We start from the raw sequence: 15,466 nt of genomic DNA, 5'->3' as shown, positions 1-15,466 counted from the left end.
AATTTAGTTGAATAATAGGAAAACCTTGGGGTAATAAATAATACTACCTACAGCCAATGCGGTAAGTGCTGCAAAAAATACAGCACCCGCAGCAATATCTTTTATAAAACCAATGCGTTCGTGGTATTGCGGGTGAATAAAGTCGGCAATTTTTTCAATGGCTGTATTTACACCTTCTATACCTAGTACTAATCCTATGGCTAGGGTTTGAATAAGCCACTCTGTAGCAGATATGTTAAAGATAAAGCCTGCTAGGGTTACCAGTATGGCTATGGTAAATTGTACCATAATACTATGCTCTGTAGTAACCAATTTATAGGCACCTTTAAAAGCATATACAACGCTTTTAAGCCTACCTTTTACAAACCTTTTATCTTTCATTACTCTAATTTATAGTGCAGCAAGTGCACTCTCGTAGTCAGGTTCATCCTTTATATCGGCAACCTGCTCCGTATATACTATATCTCCTACTTCATTAACTACAATTACAACTCTAGAGTGTAAACCTTCCAGCGATCCGTTAGTAACCGTAAGCCCATAATCGTTACCAAAACTACCATCCCTAAAATCAGATAGAGAAATAACACTCTCTAAACCTTCGGCACCGCAAAAACGATTTTGTGCAAAAGGTAAATCGCGCGATATGCACAATACTTTAGTATTATCTAATGCCGATGCTTTCTCGTTAAATTTTCGTACTGATGCAGCACATGTACCTGTATCTACACTTGGGAATATGTTTAGTACCAATTTATGCCCTTTAAAATCGGTAAGGGATGCTGTGCTAAGGTCTGTCTTTACAAGATTAAAATCAGGTGCTTTAGTGCCTTTTTCAGGTAAGTTGCCTAATGTTTTTACAGGGTTTCCGCCTAAGGTTATATCTGCCATTTGCTATATATTTTAAGTAAGCAAAAGTACAAATTATATTGCATGCAATTTTGGTATAGCTGTACTTTTATATTACAGGGCTGTTTGGTATTATTTATTAGTACAATAATAAAAAAAGGTGCTTCCGTTACCGAAAGCACCTTTTAGCTCAATTATTAAAATTCTAATTCTTATCTATTGCGCCAAGAACGCGCTGCATAAAAGTATTAACCGCATCCTTTTTGCTCATACCATCTTTCATCATCTTGTTAACCTCAAGCGCGCCGTACATATTCGATATTAATTCGCCAATAACATCTAGTTCTTCATCTTTTAACAAAGATACTTCGGTTAACGCCTCTAGCACCTCAATCGTTTCTACTACGTAGTCCTGATCGTTTTCTGCTATAAAATCAGTTAAATGCTTAATTACTGGTAACTTCATCAACTAAATTGCTTAAAATTTCAAGTTTGTTGGTTTGTACTTGGTTAACCAAGTTGCCGTTTTTAAAGGCAGCAAACGTAGGTAGGTTATCTACCTTAGCCAATTTTCGAGATTCTGGAAAGTTCTCAGCATCAGCTATAACAAATGTTACATTCTCATGTGCTGCTGCCATTTTTTTAAATTTAGGCTTCATTATCCTACAGTTACCGCACCATCCAGCAGAGTATTGTACTACTACTGTATCTTCTTGGTTAACAATTTCTGAAAGATTATCTTTTTCAAGTTCCTGTAACATAGTGGTAATTTTTAAAGTTATTAGTTACTGCTTAGGTACGAAGCAACACCTTTTCTGTCGGCAGTCATAGCTTCTTTACCTTCTTCCCAGTTTGCTGGGCAAACCTCACCTTTTTCCTGTACGTGCGTATAGGCATCAATAAGGCGTAGGTACTCGTTTACGTTTCTACCTAATGGCATATCGTTTACACTTTCGTGGAATATTTTACCTGTTTCGTCTATTAAATACGTAGCACGGTACGTAACATTAGAACCAGAGATGATAACAGAGTCGTTATCCTCATCGTAGCTTGACGATTCGATATCTAAAATACCTAAAATGTTCGATAGGTTTCTGGTCGTATCAGCAAGTATTGGGTACGTAACGCCCTCTATACCGCCATTATCTTTAGCAGTGTTTAACCATGCAAAGTGTACCTCGTTGGTATCGCAAGAGGCACCAATTACCATAGTGTTTCTTTTTTCGAACTCACCTAAAGCTTCTTGAAAGGCATGAAGCTCGGTAGGACAAACAAAAGTAAAATCTTTAGGATACCAGAATAACAATACTTTTTTCTTGTTGTTTACAGCTTCTTCGTAAACGTTAATTGAAAGGTTATCTCCCATATCAGAGATAGCATCTACGGTAATGTTTGGGAATTTTTTTCCTACTAATGACATAAGTATTAAGTTTAAATGGTTATTTTTTTCTACACCACAAATGTAGCCAGAATGCGAGTTATATGTAAATGATACTTATCATATTTGTTTATATTACGATAGAAAAAAACTATATAAAAGAAGTTAGTTAATAAGGTTTTAAAATACAAGATGAATTGGTTTTTATTTTACAAATTTTGTTATACTACCGTAATAATGCACCACAACAGATAAATACTAATTATTTACCTTATTTTTGCACAGAATACTGAAAATGGAGCATGGAAAATTTTAAAATGATTGCCAAAACCTTATTTGGTTTTGAAGATTTACTAGCAAAAGAACTGCAAGTACTGGGCGCACAGGAAGTAGAAAAAGGCGTGCGTATGGTGAGCTTTAAAGGCGATAAAGGTTTTATGTACAAAGCTAACCTTGCTTTGCGTACAGCCCTAAAAATATTAAAACCAATTTACTATTTTAGAGCGTATAACGAAAATAGTTTATACAAAGGCATACAGGGGATAAATTGGTCTGATTATATGGATGTAAACCAATCCTTTGTAATAGATGTAACCTTACATTCTGACCATTTTAACCACTCGCAATTTATAGCTTTAAAAACTAAAGATGCTATTGTAGACCAGTTTAGAAATAAGTTTGGCAAACGCCCTAGTATTGATAAAGATTTTCCAGACTTGCGTATTAATGTGCATATTCATAACGATCAATGCTCTGTAGCGTTAGATACTTCGGGGAATTCGTTACACCAACGTGGGTATCGTACCGCTACCAACATAGCCCCAATTAACGAGGTGCTTGCTGCAGGTATGTTATTGCATAGTGGTTGGGACGGACAGGGCGATTTTTTGGATCCCATGTGTGGTAGTGGTACAATACTGGCTGAGGCTGCTATGATAGCCTGTAATATACCACCTAATTTAAACCGAAAGGAATTTGCTTTTGAAAAATGGGCAGATTGGGATAATGACTTGTTTGAAGCAATTATTGACTCGTTAATGAAAAAAGTACGCGAGTTCCATTATACTATAAAAGGGTACGATAAAGCACCATCGGCAGTAGAGAAGGCACGTGATAATATACGAAATGCTAATCTGGACGATTATATTACTATAGCACGCGAAAACTTTTTTGATACCGAGAAAGATACGCAAGGACCTTTACATATTGTATTTAATCCGCCCTATGGCGAACGTTTGGATATTGATATGGAACGTTTTTACAGAGAAATAGGCGATACCTTAAAGCAAGGCTACCCTGGTACTAATGCTTGGTTTATAACGGCAAACCTAGAGGCATTAAAGTTTGTAGGGCTACGTCCGTCCCGAAAAATAAAACTGTTTAATGGTAAATTAGAGTCCAGATTAGTAAAATACGAAATGTACGAAGGGAGTAAGAAAGCTAAATTCCAGCAAACAGCACCTTAAAGTAATATACAATCAATAAAATATTTGCGATAGCAATTACAACATAATTATGAATAAAAAAACAAAAGCAATACTATATAACCTTTTGGGGTTTGCACCTATATTTTTACTGTTATACTTTACCATACCACAGTTTACCGACCTTTCGGGGCTTTGGATTCCAGTAACCGCTTTTATAGTAGGTACGATACTTGCTCCTAAATTTCAGGCTATAAATTACCAAGGGCAAGAAAAAATTTTTATGAAATGGCTTTTTATGAAAGGCGTTAGGGAAATAAAATAATAGATAAAATAGAAAAAGGAGAGCAACATGCTCTCCTTTTTGGTTAACCAACTTAAAAATGTTTTAAACTGCTGCGGCTTTGTACTTTTGGTAAAAATAAGCAGGTAGATAGCCAAAGTTTAGCAATACAAAACCTATTACCAGTAATATGCCCGCCATAGGCCAGTGCATAATTTTAAATAGTACGCTTGTACTTAAAGTAAAAAAGGTAATGAATCCTAATAAATAAACTGTTCGTTTCATGATATGATTGATTTTAATTAATGATTATTCGCATAGTTTTTTTTCTGATGATTTGTAACGGTGATAAAAGAAAGTAGGTAAAAAGAATAGGTTTAGTATTACAAATCCTAATGTTAGTAAAATACCAGCCATTGGCCAATGCATTATTTTAAAAAGAACTGCCGTACTAATTAATGTGGTTGAAATGTAACCACTGATATATACTATTTTTTGAAGTGTACTGTTTTTCTTGGCTGTTATCATTGCAATTGTTTCTTTTTGTATTGTACTCATGGCATGATGCCCGCCAAAAGCTTGTAAACTATTATTATAAGCTTTTTCAAAATCAGTACAATTACCTGTTTCTATTTGTGTACAAATGTGGTCTAATAAATCTTCCTTAAGTTCTTCCGATGTAATACCGTAAAACTCTAAGTTAGTTTTTATGTATTCAACCTGTGTGTCGCTAACTATCATTTTACTAGTTTTTTATCGTTAAAAATAAGAGAGAGCGTACCTATAAAATCATTCAGCTCGTTAGTAATTTCTAACGCGACCTTTTTGCCCGATTGGGTTATTTTATAATATTTCCGTACCCGTTTACCAATATAAACCTTTTCAGTATCCAGCACTTTATCGGCTTCCATCTTATGCAGAATGGGGTAGAGTGCTCCCTCGGAGATATCTATTTTACCCTTGGTAAGCTCTTTTACTTTTTGTGTAATCTCGTAGCCATACATCTTATCGCTCTCACTAATAAGCTTTAAAATAATAGGCTGCAATGTTCCTTTGGTGAGTTCTTTATTATACATAGTACAAATATACATTTTTTTTAAATACATTTAAAAAAAATGTATAATCTTTTGAATCAAAAAAAACAGGGGCTGTAAAAGCCCCTGTGCGCTGTCAAAAAATCACCCCTAACTTTTGACAGCAATTCTAAATCCTAAAAAAGAATTTCCTGATTGATACTAATCAAACCATTGCATTACAAAGTTATTTTTTTTATACGTCTTGTAAATACCCATTAGTGGGTATTTTTCGTTTGATTGGTTACTGCTTTTAGGCATATAAAGTAAAAACGGAGACCTAAGCCTCCGTTTTTTTATTATTCTCTTTATAAATACGTATCAAAATAATCGGCGATTTTCTGATTTAAATGAAAACGGTCTCTGCCGCCCACATTATGCTCGTGGGTAGGGTACAAAAAGTAGTCTATTTGTTTACCTGCTTCAATACACGCCTGTATAAACTCCATACTATGCTGTTGTACCACTACATTGTCTTGTGCGCCATGTATCATTAATAATCGTCCTTCCAGATTTTTAGCTTTATCAATAAGGCTTGTTTTAGCATAACCTTCAGGATTTTCCTGTGGCATATCCATATAACGTTCGCCATACATTATTTCGTAAAACTTCCAGTCAATAACAGGACCACCAGCAACACCTACTTTAAAAGTTTCAGGATATGTCGTCATTAACGAAGTTGTCATAAAACCGCCAAAACTCCAGCCATACACACCAATTTTATCTTTATCTACAAATGATTTCGATTTTAAGAAGTCGATACCCTTTATTTGGTCTGCCATCTCTGTTTGTCCCAACTGTCGGTGTATTACATGTTCAAAATCACGTCCGCGCGCATCGCTACCTCTGTTATCTAATGTAAATACAACATAGCCTTTTTGCGCCATATAATAATCAAATAACGATGCTCCGCCCAACCAACTATTGGTAATGAGCTGTGCATGTGGTCCGCCATACACATATACCATTACAGGGTATTTTTTAGAAGCATCGAAGTCAGCAGGATATATAAGCCTACCGTTTAATGGTGTTTTACCATCGGCAGCCGTTACGGTTACCAATTCCATTTTTGGTAAAACTGTTTTACCTGTATACGGGTTATCGGCACTAAATAGGGGAGTTGTTTTATTATTTTTTAGGTTTATAATACTAACATTATTTGGTGTTGTAGTATTGCTGTAACTATTTAGGGCAAATGTAGCATTACTGTTTAATGCAATATTATGTACACCCGATGGTGTAGTAATTTGCTCTGTTTTACCATTTTTTAAGCTAACCTTATATAACTGTCTGTCCAAACCATTATTTGCTGTACCCATATAAAAAACATTTTTAGCTTTAGTATCAAAACCTAAAAACTCAGTAACAACAACATCATTATAGCCTAGTTTTTCTAGCAATTTTCCATCGGTATTATATAAGTACAATTGCTCATAACCCTCTTTTTCGGTACGGTATAAAAATTCATCATTTTTATTAGGCACAAAGGTTAGGTTGTGTAAAGGCTCTACGTAAGTAGTTGCTTTTTCTTCGAATAGTGTTTTTACAAAGTTTCCTGTAGTAGCATCATATTTGTTTAATTTAAGATGATTTTGCTCTCTGTTTAAAACGCCTACGAAAATAAATTTACCATTGGGCGACCATGTTACTGTAGTAAGAAACTGCTCTTTAGGCCCATCTGTTTTTAATGTCGTTTTTTTATTTGTAGCAACATCATGCACTACTAATGTTACTTCTTCGCTTTTTAACCCTGCCATAGGGTATTTAACGTTTTTATTGGCTGCTATACGTTCGCCAAAGTTTACTAGCGGGTAATTATCTACCATGGTTTCGTCTTTGCGGTAGTATAGTAGTTTATTGCTATCTGGGCTCCACCACATGCCTTTATTAATACCAAATTCTTGGCGGTGGGTATAATCGCTACCATTTACAATACCGGCATCAGCATCGTTAGTAACGGTAACGTTTTTACCATTACCCGAAGTTATAATTATATTATTACCGTTTAATACAGCAACATGTTTATTGTTTGGCGATAAGGCTTGTTGCTCGGCTTCTGGGGTAGTAATTATTGCGTTGGTAACTTGTTTTGTATTTACATCAAAAAATACAGTATATTTCCCGTTTTTTCCAGCTACATCAAACAAAAAAGTATTCTCGTTGCTCCATGTATAACCATACGGGAAAATTTGCATCATAAATTGCTCCTCAGGAAATTTACTGTTTAAAGCCGTCATTAAATCTTGCTTAGTAAGCATGGTACTTTCTTCCCAATTGTTGTTTTCGCTGCGCTGCATTAATGCGCTATATGTACTGTTTAAATACGTTACGGTATTACTATTGGGTTGCCATTGTGGCGATACGAGGCTTTTAACGGCAAATGCTTGGTATTGCCCATAAGTGGCCTCTTGTATGGTAAGGTTGCGTTGTGCAGTTGCTGCTATACTGGTTAGCAGGAATAAGACTAATAGTTTTCTCATTATAAACTGTTTGTTGTTAGATTAGAAAGCGAATTTAACAAAACTGTGTAATCCGCCGAAATATATTTATTGGTATTAGTAGTAAGTAGTAATGATTAGTTACAAAAATACACTTTACTTAGGAAGCATATTTTATATTTTGTAAATTAAATTTAGGAGTATGGCGAGAAAAAGAACTTCTTAATTTTTTCCTTAATGGACGGCTATTCTACTATTCATCAGCTATTGGCATTTTTTGTACATTGTATTTAATGTCTGTTATTTTTACTTTTAACCAAGTCCAACTACTATTCTTTAATTTCCATTCTGCTGTTAACTCCACAGGTATTTTTATACCATTCCGTTCCTCAGTCTTGGTAGCAGTTACTTTCCATTCTGTAGCTTTGGTATCGTTCACATCTTTATAGCGCATTGCTATAAATTTTTTAAAGGTACCATTTTCATCAAAGCAGAAAATGCCCGAGCCTTTAGTTTCCTTATATTTCATGGTTGCTTTGGTAGATTTTTCATCAATTGTTTCCCAAGTAATATAAGGGCTTAATGCGAAAGAAGGAAACCAAACTATTTCTGCCAAATATCGTTGTAATGCTGCCTGATTTATTTTTTCATTATTTTTTGTATTTGCCATTGAAAAGAGTGAAAATAGCTTAATTATCATTTCTCCTTTTCCATTTTCAAATTTATCTCTCCCTACTATATTTAATAATGAGTTCACTTTTAGGTTGACTGACCAATTGAAGGCAGGTGATTTTGTTGTGAAATATTGTTTGGCTTTGCCATTATTCCAGTCTTTTTGCTCTGGTTTCATCAACATTTGTAAGTCTTGTTCTAAATAAATATTATAAATGATTTCTTTTCCAACTGTACCGCTACTTACTAACCATTTTTGGACTATGGTTGGCAAATTCTGAATCATTTGTTTTGTAACGATACTTTTTTCTGTTTCAACAGAATTTTCAAACATTTTTACTGCTTCAGCATTCACTTTTTTCTTAAACATAAAAGCTGAATATGTAAGTAATATTGCTACAAGAACAATTATATTTACGATTGTTCCGAATTTGGCATCACTCCAATAATTCAGGATTAAAAACTGTGAAAGAATTACACCTACAATTCCAGTTATCCACCAATAATTGGAATTGATTAGTATAAGAAAAGAGGAAATAATAAACAAAATACAAGCCAGCAACCACATTATTCCGAATGGTTCAGAAATCGGCTGTGAAATGCCATTAAATTCGTATAGATTAAATGCTTTTAGAAATCCTAATAAATGGATAATTCCGTGTATTCCAATTGTAATTATTAAAGCTATTCGCATTGTTTTTTGTTTGTGGCTAACAATTGAATATAGTTAATTAGTATATAATGCTTTATAAAGCATTATAAATATAATAAAAATCCGTTTCGGGCAGGAAACGGATTTTTAAATACTGTTTTATATATAGCTTAAAGTATTCCAAGCTCTTTAATACAATCTATCATCATAGTATAGGTTCTTTCAATATCGTTATCCAAACCTATAGAGAAACGGATAAGACCATCGGTTAATCCCATTTCTTTTTGCTCATCTTCGGGTATCTCGCTCGATGTTGAGCTACCTGGCGCACTAAATAATGTTTTGTAAAAACCTAAACTTACAGCAAGGTAACCTAAATTGCGGTTTTGCATTAACTCCATAAGTTCATTTGCCTTATCTAACGAGCCTACATCTATGGTAAGCATACCACCAAAGCCGTATTCGGGATTAATCATGCCTTTATACAACTCGTGGCTTGGGTGACTTGTAAGTCCTGGGTAAACGGTTGTAATACCATCTTTTTCAAAACGTTCTGCAAGGTATTGGGCATTATGGCTATGTTGTTTAATTCTGATGTGTAGCGTACGTAAGTTTTTAAGTATGCTCGATGCACGTAGGCTATCCATTGTAGAACCCAATAGCATACTCGCCCCGTCGTTTACATTTCGTAATGAATCGATAAACTCTTGGGTACCACATACAACGCCACCAACAGTATCGCTACTACCGTTAATAAATTTGGTTAAGCTGTGTATTACCACATCGGCACCCATTTTTGCTGGCGATACTGATAGCGGAGAAAATGTATTATCTACTACCAGTTTTAAGTTATGCTTTTTAGCAATTTTAGATAACCCTTCAATATCAGCAACCTCCAATAGTGGGTTACTTACGGTTTCGCAGTATAGCACTTTAGTGTTAGGCGTAATAGCAGCCTCTACTACATCAAGCTTTGTAATATCTACAAAAGCGGTATTAATATTCAATCGGGGTAAAAAGTTCTTCATAAACGCATATGTACCCCCATATATAGTACGGCTAGATACAATATGGTTGCCTGCACCACAAAACTGTAATAATACAGGTGTTATAGCCCCCATACCCGATGCAGCTACATTGGCAGTTTCGGTACCTTCCATAGCAGCAAGTGCTTCACCTAAATATAAATTACTTGGCGATGAGTGGCGTGAGTATAAGTAACATCCTTCGGCATTACCCTCAAAAGTATCAAACATTGTTTTTGCTGATAAAAAGGTATAGGTAGAAGAATCGGAAATGGATGGGTTAACGCCACCGAATTCACCAAAATATTGCAAATCCTGAATATTATCTGCTGGATTGAATTTCATAATAAAAAAGTTTCGAGTTAGTAGTTATTGTTTTTAATATACCAAATTGAATAAAAAATAGCTTAAAAATCAATAGATGGACTTTTACTTAGATAAAAAATCTATACATTTGGTTTTTTACCGATAATTAGTTTAATTATTTATTAATAGGGCTATAAAACGCCGAAAATTTTTCAGTATGAATTTAGATGCTACCGATAAGAAATTATTAATGCTATTGCAGCAGGATAGTAGGCGCACTACTAAGGAGTTATCTTTAAAGTTAAACCTATCGGTTACGGCTGTTTACGAGCGCGTTAAAAAACTAGAACGCGAGGGTATTATTAGTAACTATGTTGCTTTATTGAACCATAAAAAAGTAGAAAAGTCGTTTGGTGTATTTTGTCATATAAAACTCGTACAGCATACTAAGGAATACCTTACTAAATTTGAACATGAGGTAAAAAAACTAGACGAAGTTTTGGAGTGTTACCACGTAAGTGGCGATTATGACTATATTCTTAAAATATACGTTGAGGATATGGAAGCCTACAGAGAGTTTATGGTAACCAAACTAACTACTTTACAACACATAGGCAGTACGCACAGTATATTTATAATAAAAGAGGTTAAGAACACTAATGTAGTGGTAGTATAGCAACACGGGCATAACGCTCGCAACGGTAAGATGCAGCTACTTAAAAACCGATGCTTGTATGGAGGTAAAAACTTCCACTTCTGTTAATTTGTGGTTAAGTAGTTAAAAAGTATGATGCATGCTAAATTGTAACTGACCTTTTTGCCAGTTTACAGTAGTTTGCTCCATCCACCCCAATTGAAACCTGATGTTGTTATTTAATGCATACCCTAGTCCTAAATAAGTACGGTTACGGTCAAAAAACTGGACACTCCGTCCGTCGCCTATTTGACGTTCTCCGTTGATAAAAATTTCATTATAAAAGGCAAAATAAGTAGTGCCCTTGTCTAACGTTGTTCCTTTAAACGGAATATTTACAAAAAGATTATAGCGGTAACGCGTTCTAAAATCTTGCTCTTCAACAAACCGTTGTTCATACCTTATTCGGTGGGTTAGTAAGAGTTTTTTCCATACCGTTTGTCCAAATAATGCTTCCTGATAAATCCTGTTTTCAGAAACTGGTGCATCAATATCAGTTCCGTATCTACCTGTAGTAATATTCGCATAGCCAAGAGTAAACTTCACGCCCGAATCCTTAGGGGTATAAGTAACTCCTGTACGAAGTAATAGTTGTTCTCTATCCCCAAGCCCGCGCCAGTCACGATATTGATAATCCCCCTGTAACCCCCAGTTGGACTCACCAAAGGTAGTATTCCAAAAATACATATACCATGCACCCAGTTGGTCTTCGTCAGGTGCCTGGGCATTAGCTGTTGTACATATTCCTAAGCATAAAATTATCGTTAAAATATAGTTTCTCATAAACTTAAAATTTAAACCCAACTCCATACTCAAAGTTGGGCTTATATAAATAATTCATTTTAATTTGCAATCTAGTTTTTTTTAAGCTTTCAGTAGTTAAAAATAAGAATAGTATTGACTACTTGGACGATTTATAAGGCAGTGATGACTGGTGTGCTACAATTCTTAGCTTGCCCGTTTTATCTTTTACATAAGCAAAGGTATATTCTACTTTAGTTTCACTACCATCTGTTGCCGTAAAAAAGTAATTACCCATAGCTATAGCCATACGACAGCTATTGTTAATGATGCCACTATTGTCAAAAGTCACTTTGGTGTATGGCTTTATGGCAAAACCTTTATCTTCTGGGTATGCATCATTACCCCCTACAAAATACGATAGCGCAGCATCAAAGCTTAGTCTAAACTGATCATCAGAGGCAAGAGTAGGCTTAAATAATACGCTGCTTAAATCGTAGCCATACATTTCCTGAATAAAATCTGCCGCTTCCTTAGAGTAATCACCTTCGTCGGTGTATATCTTTCCAATTCTAACAATACCATTGCCCCATTGTTTCTGGGCTTCTATAACCTCTCGCTCAGTTATACATTCGTCAGAGTACAATAATGGATTATGATCGGCATCTTTGCTTACGCTTGTAGATTTTTTTTCAGATGCTGTTTCACTTCCACTGTTCTGATTTTGGTTGCATGCTACAAATACCATAGCGGCAACAGCTAAAAATAGATAATTTAATGATTTTTTCATTTTGCTTGAATTTATATTAATAACTCAAACAAAACTACTGCTCCATAATCAAAGTATAACGAAAATTAACTCAAATTTAATAGTGTTACTTTTAACTATAAAAGTAATATGGTTGATTTTGCGGTAAAATATTTCAAATTAAATAGTGTAATTGGCTAAAATATTTTTTTATCGTACTAACTTCTTGATTCAATTTTTAGATTGCAATTCAAGCCATTAAACAATTCGTCCGACATAGTTACCATCATGTTTCTAAAAAATTAAAGACTTTTATTGATTAGTGTATTATCATAATCGCTAAATTTGCTATTCAAATTATAACACACACAAAAAACTATATTTTATGAGTTCATTCGACGTAGTCGTTATAGGTTCTGGTCCTGGTGGTTATGTATCAGCCATACGATGTGCACAACTAGGTTTCAATACTGCAATAATCGAGAAATACCCAACACTTGGCGGTACTTGCCTTAACGTAGGGTGTATTCCATCTAAAGCACTTTTAGATTCTTCGCACCATTACCATGATGCTACGAAACACTTTACAGAACACGGTATTGATATTGCCGGAGAAATAAAGGTAAACTTAGAGCAAATGATTGCTCGTAAACAAGGCGTTGTAGACCAAAATGTTAGCGGTGTTAAATATCTTATGGATAAAAATAAGATTACTGTTTTAGAAGGCGTAGGCTCTTTTGAGGATGCTACACACGTAAAAGTAACCAAAAACGACGGTTCGTCTGAAACGATAGAAGCAAAAAACGTAATTATTGCAACAGGATCAAAACCTGCAACGTTGCCTTTTATAGAAATTGACAAAGAAAGAATTATAACATCTACCGAAGCCCTGAAAATGAAAGAAGTACCTAAACATCTTGTAATTATAGGTGGTGGGGTTATTGGTTTAGAGCTTGGGCAGGTATACCTGCGTTTAGGTGCAAAAGTATCGGTAATAGAGTATTTAGACAGAATTATACCTGGTATGGATGCCTCATTATCCAAAGAACTTACCAAAGTGCTTAAAAAACAAGGTATGAAGTTTTATACCAAACATAAAGTAAAATCGGTAGCGCGCAATGGCGACGAGGTTAAAGTAGAAGCCGAAAATGCAAAAGGTGAAACCATTACTTTAGATGGCGATTATGCTTTGGTATCGGTAGGACGACGTGCGTTTACAGAGGGGCTTGATGCTGAAAAAGCAGGAGTTACCATTAATGATAAAGGAATGGTAGAGGTAAACGAACACTTGCAAACTAGTGCATCAAACATATATGCTATAGGCGATGTAGTGCGTGGCGCAATGCTAGCACACAAAGCAGAGGAAGAGGGTGTATTTGTTGCAGAAACCCTTGCAGGACAAAAACCACACATTGATTATAATCTAATACCAGGTGTAGTGTACACATGGCCAGAAGTTGCTGCTGTAGGTAAAACAGAAGAAGAACTTAAAGAGGCAGGTGTTGAATACAAATCGGGAAGTTTCCCTTTCAAAGCCCTAGGGCGCTCGCGTGCCAGTATGGATACTGATGGGTTTGTAAAAATACTTGCTGATGCCAAAACCGATGAAGTATTGGGAGTACACATGATAGGTGCCCGTACTGCCGACCTTATTGCCGAAGCTGTTACAGCTATGGAATTTAGAGCCTCTGCCGAAGATATCTCGAGAATGAGCCATGCACACCCAACATATGCCGAAGGTGTTAAAGAAGCGGCACTTGCAGCTACAGATAACCGACCTATACACATGTAATGTATTGCATATAAAATAGTAAAAACCCATTCTTTTTATAAAGAGTGGGTTTTTTAATGGATGCTATTTATTGTATTTTTGAAAGCCTTAAACACTAAATTTGAGAACAGCAGTAACGTTTACCCTAAACAACCCAGAGAAATTTAAAAAACAGCTCTTGCAATGGGCGCAACAATTTCGGGAAGTGGTATTTTTAGATAGTAACAATTATCATCAGCAGTATACCTCGTACGATGCTGTATTGGCAGCAGATGCACTTACCGCAATACAAACCGATTGCAACAACGCTTTTGAAGAATTAAATAGTTACCAGCAAACTACAAAAGACTGGTTGTTTGGCTACCTATCGTACGATCTTAAAAATGATACCGAGAAGTTACAGTCTGCTAATTTTGATGGTTTACAATTCCCAGATTTATTTTTCTTTCAACCTAAAAAACTATTTTTATTACAAGGGAATCAGTTAGAAATCGCATACCTGAACATGTGCGATGATGAAGTTAATACTGATTTTGAAACCATTAACAATTCCGAATTAGTTATCGATAACGATTCGCTAGGTGCTGTTATAAAACAGAGGGTTAGCAAGCAGGATTATATTGATAAGGTAACGCAAATGCTAGTACACATTCATAAAGGCGACATATACGAGGCTAATTTTTGTATGGAGTTTTATGCTGAAAATACTACAATACAGCCCGTAACAACCTACAATAAGTTAAATGCCATTTCCCAACCGCCTTTTGCAACCTACTTTAAAAATAACCAGCACTATTTACTATCAGCATCGCCAGAGCGTTATTTAAAAAAGGAGGGGAGTACAATAGTATCGCAACCTATTAAAGGCACAGCACGTAGGAGTGAGGATGCTACTGAAGATGAAAGTATAAAACAAGCCCTGACTGTAAACGAAAAAGAGCGTTCTGAAAATATAATGATTGTCGATTTAATACGCAACGATCTTTCGCGTACCGCAGCAAAAAACTCGGTACAGGTTAAAGAGCTTTGCGGAGCCTATACATTTAAGCAAGTGCATCATCTCATATCTACCATAACATCAGAAGTAGCAGAAGAACATACCCCTGTTGATGTGCTAAAAACAACATTCCCGATGGGAAGCATGACGGGTGCACCCAAAATATCGGCAATGGAAATTATCGAAAAACTAGAAGCTACAAAGCGTGGTTTATATAGTGGTGCAGTAGGCTATTTTACACCCAATGGCAATTTTGATTTTAATGTGGTTATACGTAGTATTTTGTATAATAAAGCCAACAAATACGTATCTTTTTCGGTAGGGAGTGCCATAACATCCAAATCTGACCCAGAAAAAGAGTATGAAGAGTGTTTATTAAAAGCAAAAGCCATGCATAACGTGTTAGAAGTGTAACCCA

Annotated in this window: 18 protein-coding genes; 5 read left to right on the top strand and 13 right to left on the bottom strand. The window is 35.4% G+C overall.

The features are described from left to right. Positions 1 to 3: 3 nt before the first annotated feature. The 5 genes from K1I41_RS10455 to K1I41_RS10435 all read right to left on the bottom strand — a co-directional run bounded on the left by K1I41_RS10455 (position 4) and on the right by K1I41_RS10435 (position 2,266). The gene (locus tag K1I41_RS10455) at positions 4 to 381 is read right to left on the bottom strand and encodes a diacylglycerol kinase family protein (RefSeq protein ID WP_374106911.1); all 378 of its coding nucleotides are present in this window, start codon (positions 379 to 381) and stop codon (positions 4 to 6) included. A gap of 9 nt (positions 382 to 390) precedes the next feature. Continuing rightward, positions 391 to 888 (bottom strand): thiol peroxidase, encoded by a 498-nt coding sequence (gene tpx / locus K1I41_RS10450; RefSeq protein WP_220640293.1) that lies wholly within the window; start codon positions 886 to 888, stop codon positions 391 to 393. Positions 889 to 1,051: 163 nt separating this feature from the next. Next, on the bottom strand, positions 1,052 to 1,312 hold the full coding sequence (locus tag K1I41_RS10445) for a DUF6952 family protein (RefSeq protein WP_220640292.1): 261 nt from the start codon (positions 1,310 to 1,312) through the stop codon (positions 1,052 to 1,054). Further along, entirely contained in the window at positions 1,293 to 1,607 is a 315-nt protein-coding gene (locus tag K1I41_RS10440) for a thioredoxin family protein (RefSeq protein WP_220640291.1), read from the bottom strand. The genes K1I41_RS10445 and K1I41_RS10440 overlap by 20 nt, the downstream gene beginning before the upstream one ends. 20 nt (positions 1,608 to 1,627) lie before the next feature. Then, the gene (locus K1I41_RS10435; protein ID WP_220640290.1) at positions 1,628 to 2,266 is read right to left on the bottom strand and encodes a peroxiredoxin; all 639 of its coding nucleotides are present in this window, start codon (positions 2,264 to 2,266) and stop codon (positions 1,628 to 1,630) included. Positions 2,267 to 2,526: 260 nt separating this feature from the next. On the opposite strand from K1I41_RS10435, the gene K1I41_RS10430 reads away from it, so the two are divergent. Next, a complete protein-coding gene (locus K1I41_RS10430; protein WP_255566921.1) occupies positions 2,527 to 3,690 on the top strand; it encodes a THUMP domain-containing class I SAM-dependent RNA methyltransferase in 1,164 nt (387 codons plus the stop codon). 49 nt (positions 3,691 to 3,739) lie between these two features. Further along, positions 3,740 to 3,973 carry a hypothetical protein gene (locus K1I41_RS10425; protein ID WP_220640289.1) on the top strand — a complete coding sequence of 78 codons (234 nt, stop codon included), beginning with the start codon at positions 3,740 to 3,742 and terminating at the stop codon, positions 3,971 to 3,973. 63 nt (positions 3,974 to 4,036) lie between these two features. Here K1I41_RS10425 and K1I41_RS10420 read toward each other — a convergent pair whose 3' ends face one another. The 6 genes from K1I41_RS10420 to K1I41_RS10395 all read right to left on the bottom strand — a co-directional run bounded on the left by K1I41_RS10420 (position 4,037) and on the right by K1I41_RS10395 (position 10,136). Beyond that, positions 4,037 to 4,216, bottom strand: a complete 180-nt coding sequence (locus tag K1I41_RS10420) for a hypothetical protein (RefSeq protein WP_220640288.1) — start codon at positions 4,214 to 4,216, stop codon at positions 4,037 to 4,039. A gap of 24 nt (positions 4,217 to 4,240) precedes the next feature. After that, positions 4,241 to 4,672 carry a hypothetical protein gene (locus K1I41_RS12455; RefSeq protein ID WP_255566920.1) on the bottom strand — a complete coding sequence of 144 codons (432 nt, stop codon included), beginning with the start codon at positions 4,670 to 4,672 and terminating at the stop codon, positions 4,241 to 4,243. Continuing rightward, positions 4,669 to 5,007: a PadR family transcriptional regulator gene (locus K1I41_RS10410; RefSeq protein WP_220640287.1), complete on the bottom strand. Its 339-nt coding sequence runs from the start codon at positions 5,005 to 5,007 to the stop codon at positions 4,669 to 4,671. The genes K1I41_RS12455 and K1I41_RS10410 overlap by 4 nt, the downstream gene beginning before the upstream one ends. A gap of 305 nt (positions 5,008 to 5,312) precedes the next feature. Continuing rightward, positions 5,313 to 7,484, bottom strand: coding sequence for a S9 family peptidase (locus tag K1I41_RS10405; RefSeq protein ID WP_220640286.1), 2,172 nt, complete (start codon positions 7,482 to 7,484; stop codon positions 5,313 to 5,315). Positions 7,485 to 7,695: 211 nt separating this feature from the next. After that, entirely contained in the window at positions 7,696 to 8,808 is a 1,113-nt protein-coding gene (locus K1I41_RS10400) for a DUF6920 family protein (RefSeq protein WP_220640285.1), read from the bottom strand. Between the two features lie 128 nt (positions 8,809 to 8,936). Next, positions 8,937 to 10,136, bottom strand: coding sequence for an aminotransferase class I/II-fold pyridoxal phosphate-dependent enzyme (locus K1I41_RS10395; RefSeq protein WP_220640284.1), 1,200 nt, complete (start codon positions 10,134 to 10,136; stop codon positions 8,937 to 8,939). A gap of 178 nt (positions 10,137 to 10,314) precedes the next feature. Here K1I41_RS10395 and K1I41_RS10390 point away from each other — a divergent pair, with 178 nt between their 5' ends. Next, positions 10,315 to 10,773, top strand: coding sequence for an Lrp/AsnC family transcriptional regulator (locus tag K1I41_RS10390; protein ID WP_220640283.1), 459 nt, complete (start codon positions 10,315 to 10,317; stop codon positions 10,771 to 10,773). A gap of 102 nt (positions 10,774 to 10,875) precedes the next feature. Here K1I41_RS10390 and K1I41_RS10385 read toward each other — a convergent pair whose 3' ends face one another. Together K1I41_RS10385 and K1I41_RS10380 are read right to left on the bottom strand one after the other, a co-directional pair. After that, a complete protein-coding gene (locus tag K1I41_RS10385; protein WP_220640282.1) occupies positions 10,876 to 11,574 on the bottom strand; it encodes a DUF2490 domain-containing protein in 699 nt (232 codons plus the stop codon). 118 nt (positions 11,575 to 11,692) lie between these two features. Further along, positions 11,693 to 12,322 carry a metal-independent carbonic anhydrase family protein gene (locus K1I41_RS10380; protein ID WP_220640281.1) on the bottom strand — a complete coding sequence of 210 codons (630 nt, stop codon included), beginning with the start codon at positions 12,320 to 12,322 and terminating at the stop codon, positions 11,693 to 11,695. 343 nt (positions 12,323 to 12,665) lie between these two features. On the opposite strand from K1I41_RS10380, the gene lpdA reads away from it, so the two are divergent. Next, the gene (gene lpdA, locus K1I41_RS10375) at positions 12,666 to 14,072 is read left to right on the top strand and encodes a dihydrolipoyl dehydrogenase (RefSeq protein ID WP_220640280.1); all 1,407 of its coding nucleotides are present in this window, start codon (positions 12,666 to 12,668) and stop codon (positions 14,070 to 14,072) included. A gap of 100 nt (positions 14,073 to 14,172) precedes the next feature. Next, a complete protein-coding gene (locus K1I41_RS10370; RefSeq protein WP_220640279.1) occupies positions 14,173 to 15,462 on the top strand; it encodes an anthranilate synthase component I family protein in 1,290 nt (429 codons plus the stop codon). Positions 15,463 to 15,466: the final 4 nt, after the last annotated feature.

The organism is Flavobacterium litorale (assembly GCF_019613795.1).
Lineage (GTDB): Bacteria > Bacteroidota > Bacteroidia > Flavobacteriales > Flavobacteriaceae > Flavobacterium > Flavobacterium litorale.
Note: the sequence above shows the minus strand (reverse complement) of the source record. Positions and strands in the feature narration are given on the sequence as shown.

What these genes read in the sequence shown, in the direction of transcription:
- K1I41_RS10455 (WP_374106911.1), bottom strand. Translation starts at nt 381, where the DNA reads ATGAAAGATAAAAGGTTTGTAAAAGGTAGGCTTAAAAGCGTTGTATAT.
- tpx (WP_220640293.1), bottom strand. Translation starts at nt 888, where the DNA reads ATGGCAGATATAACCTTAGGCGGAAACCCTGTAAAAACATTAGGCAAC.
- K1I41_RS10445 (WP_220640292.1), bottom strand. Translation starts at nt 1,312, where the DNA reads ATGAAGTTACCAGTAATTAAGCATTTAACTGATTTTATAGCAGAAAAC.
- K1I41_RS10440 (WP_220640291.1), bottom strand. Translation starts at nt 1,607, where the DNA reads ATGTTACAGGAACTTGAAAAAGATAATCTTTCAGAAATTGTTAACCAA.
- K1I41_RS10435 (WP_220640290.1), bottom strand. Translation starts at nt 2,266, where the DNA reads ATGTCATTAGTAGGAAAAAAATTCCCAAACATTACCGTAGATGCTATC.
- K1I41_RS10430 (WP_255566921.1), top strand. Translation starts at nt 2,527, where the DNA reads ATGGAAAATTTTAAAATGATTGCCAAAACCTTATTTGGTTTTGAAGAT.
- K1I41_RS10425 (WP_220640289.1), top strand. Translation starts at nt 3,740, where the DNA reads ATGAATAAAAAAACAAAAGCAATACTATATAACCTTTTGGGGTTTGCA.
- K1I41_RS10420 (WP_220640288.1), bottom strand. Translation starts at nt 4,216, where the DNA reads ATGAAACGAACAGTTTATTTATTAGGATTCATTACCTTTTTTACTTTA.
- K1I41_RS12455 (WP_255566920.1), bottom strand. Translation starts at nt 4,672, where the DNA reads ATGATAGTTAGCGACACACAGGTTGAATACATAAAAACTAACTTAGAG.
- K1I41_RS10410 (WP_220640287.1), bottom strand. Translation starts at nt 5,007, where the DNA reads ATGTATAATAAAGAACTCACCAAAGGAACATTGCAGCCTATTATTTTA.
- K1I41_RS10405 (WP_220640286.1), bottom strand. Translation starts at nt 7,484, where the DNA reads ATGAGAAAACTATTAGTCTTATTCCTGCTAACCAGTATAGCAGCAACT.
- K1I41_RS10400 (WP_220640285.1), bottom strand. Translation starts at nt 8,808, where the DNA reads ATGCGAATAGCTTTAATAATTACAATTGGAATACACGGAATTATCCAT.
- K1I41_RS10395 (WP_220640284.1), bottom strand. Translation starts at nt 10,136, where the DNA reads ATGAAATTCAATCCAGCAGATAATATTCAGGATTTGCAATATTTTGGT.
- K1I41_RS10390 (WP_220640283.1), top strand. Translation starts at nt 10,315, where the DNA reads ATGAATTTAGATGCTACCGATAAGAAATTATTAATGCTATTGCAGCAG.
- K1I41_RS10385 (WP_220640282.1), bottom strand. Translation starts at nt 11,574, where the DNA reads ATGAGAAACTATATTTTAACGATAATTTTATGCTTAGGAATATGTACA.
- K1I41_RS10380 (WP_220640281.1), bottom strand. Translation starts at nt 12,322, where the DNA reads ATGAAAAAATCATTAAATTATCTATTTTTAGCTGTTGCCGCTATGGTA.
- lpdA (WP_220640280.1), top strand. Translation starts at nt 12,666, where the DNA reads ATGAGTTCATTCGACGTAGTCGTTATAGGTTCTGGTCCTGGTGGTTAT.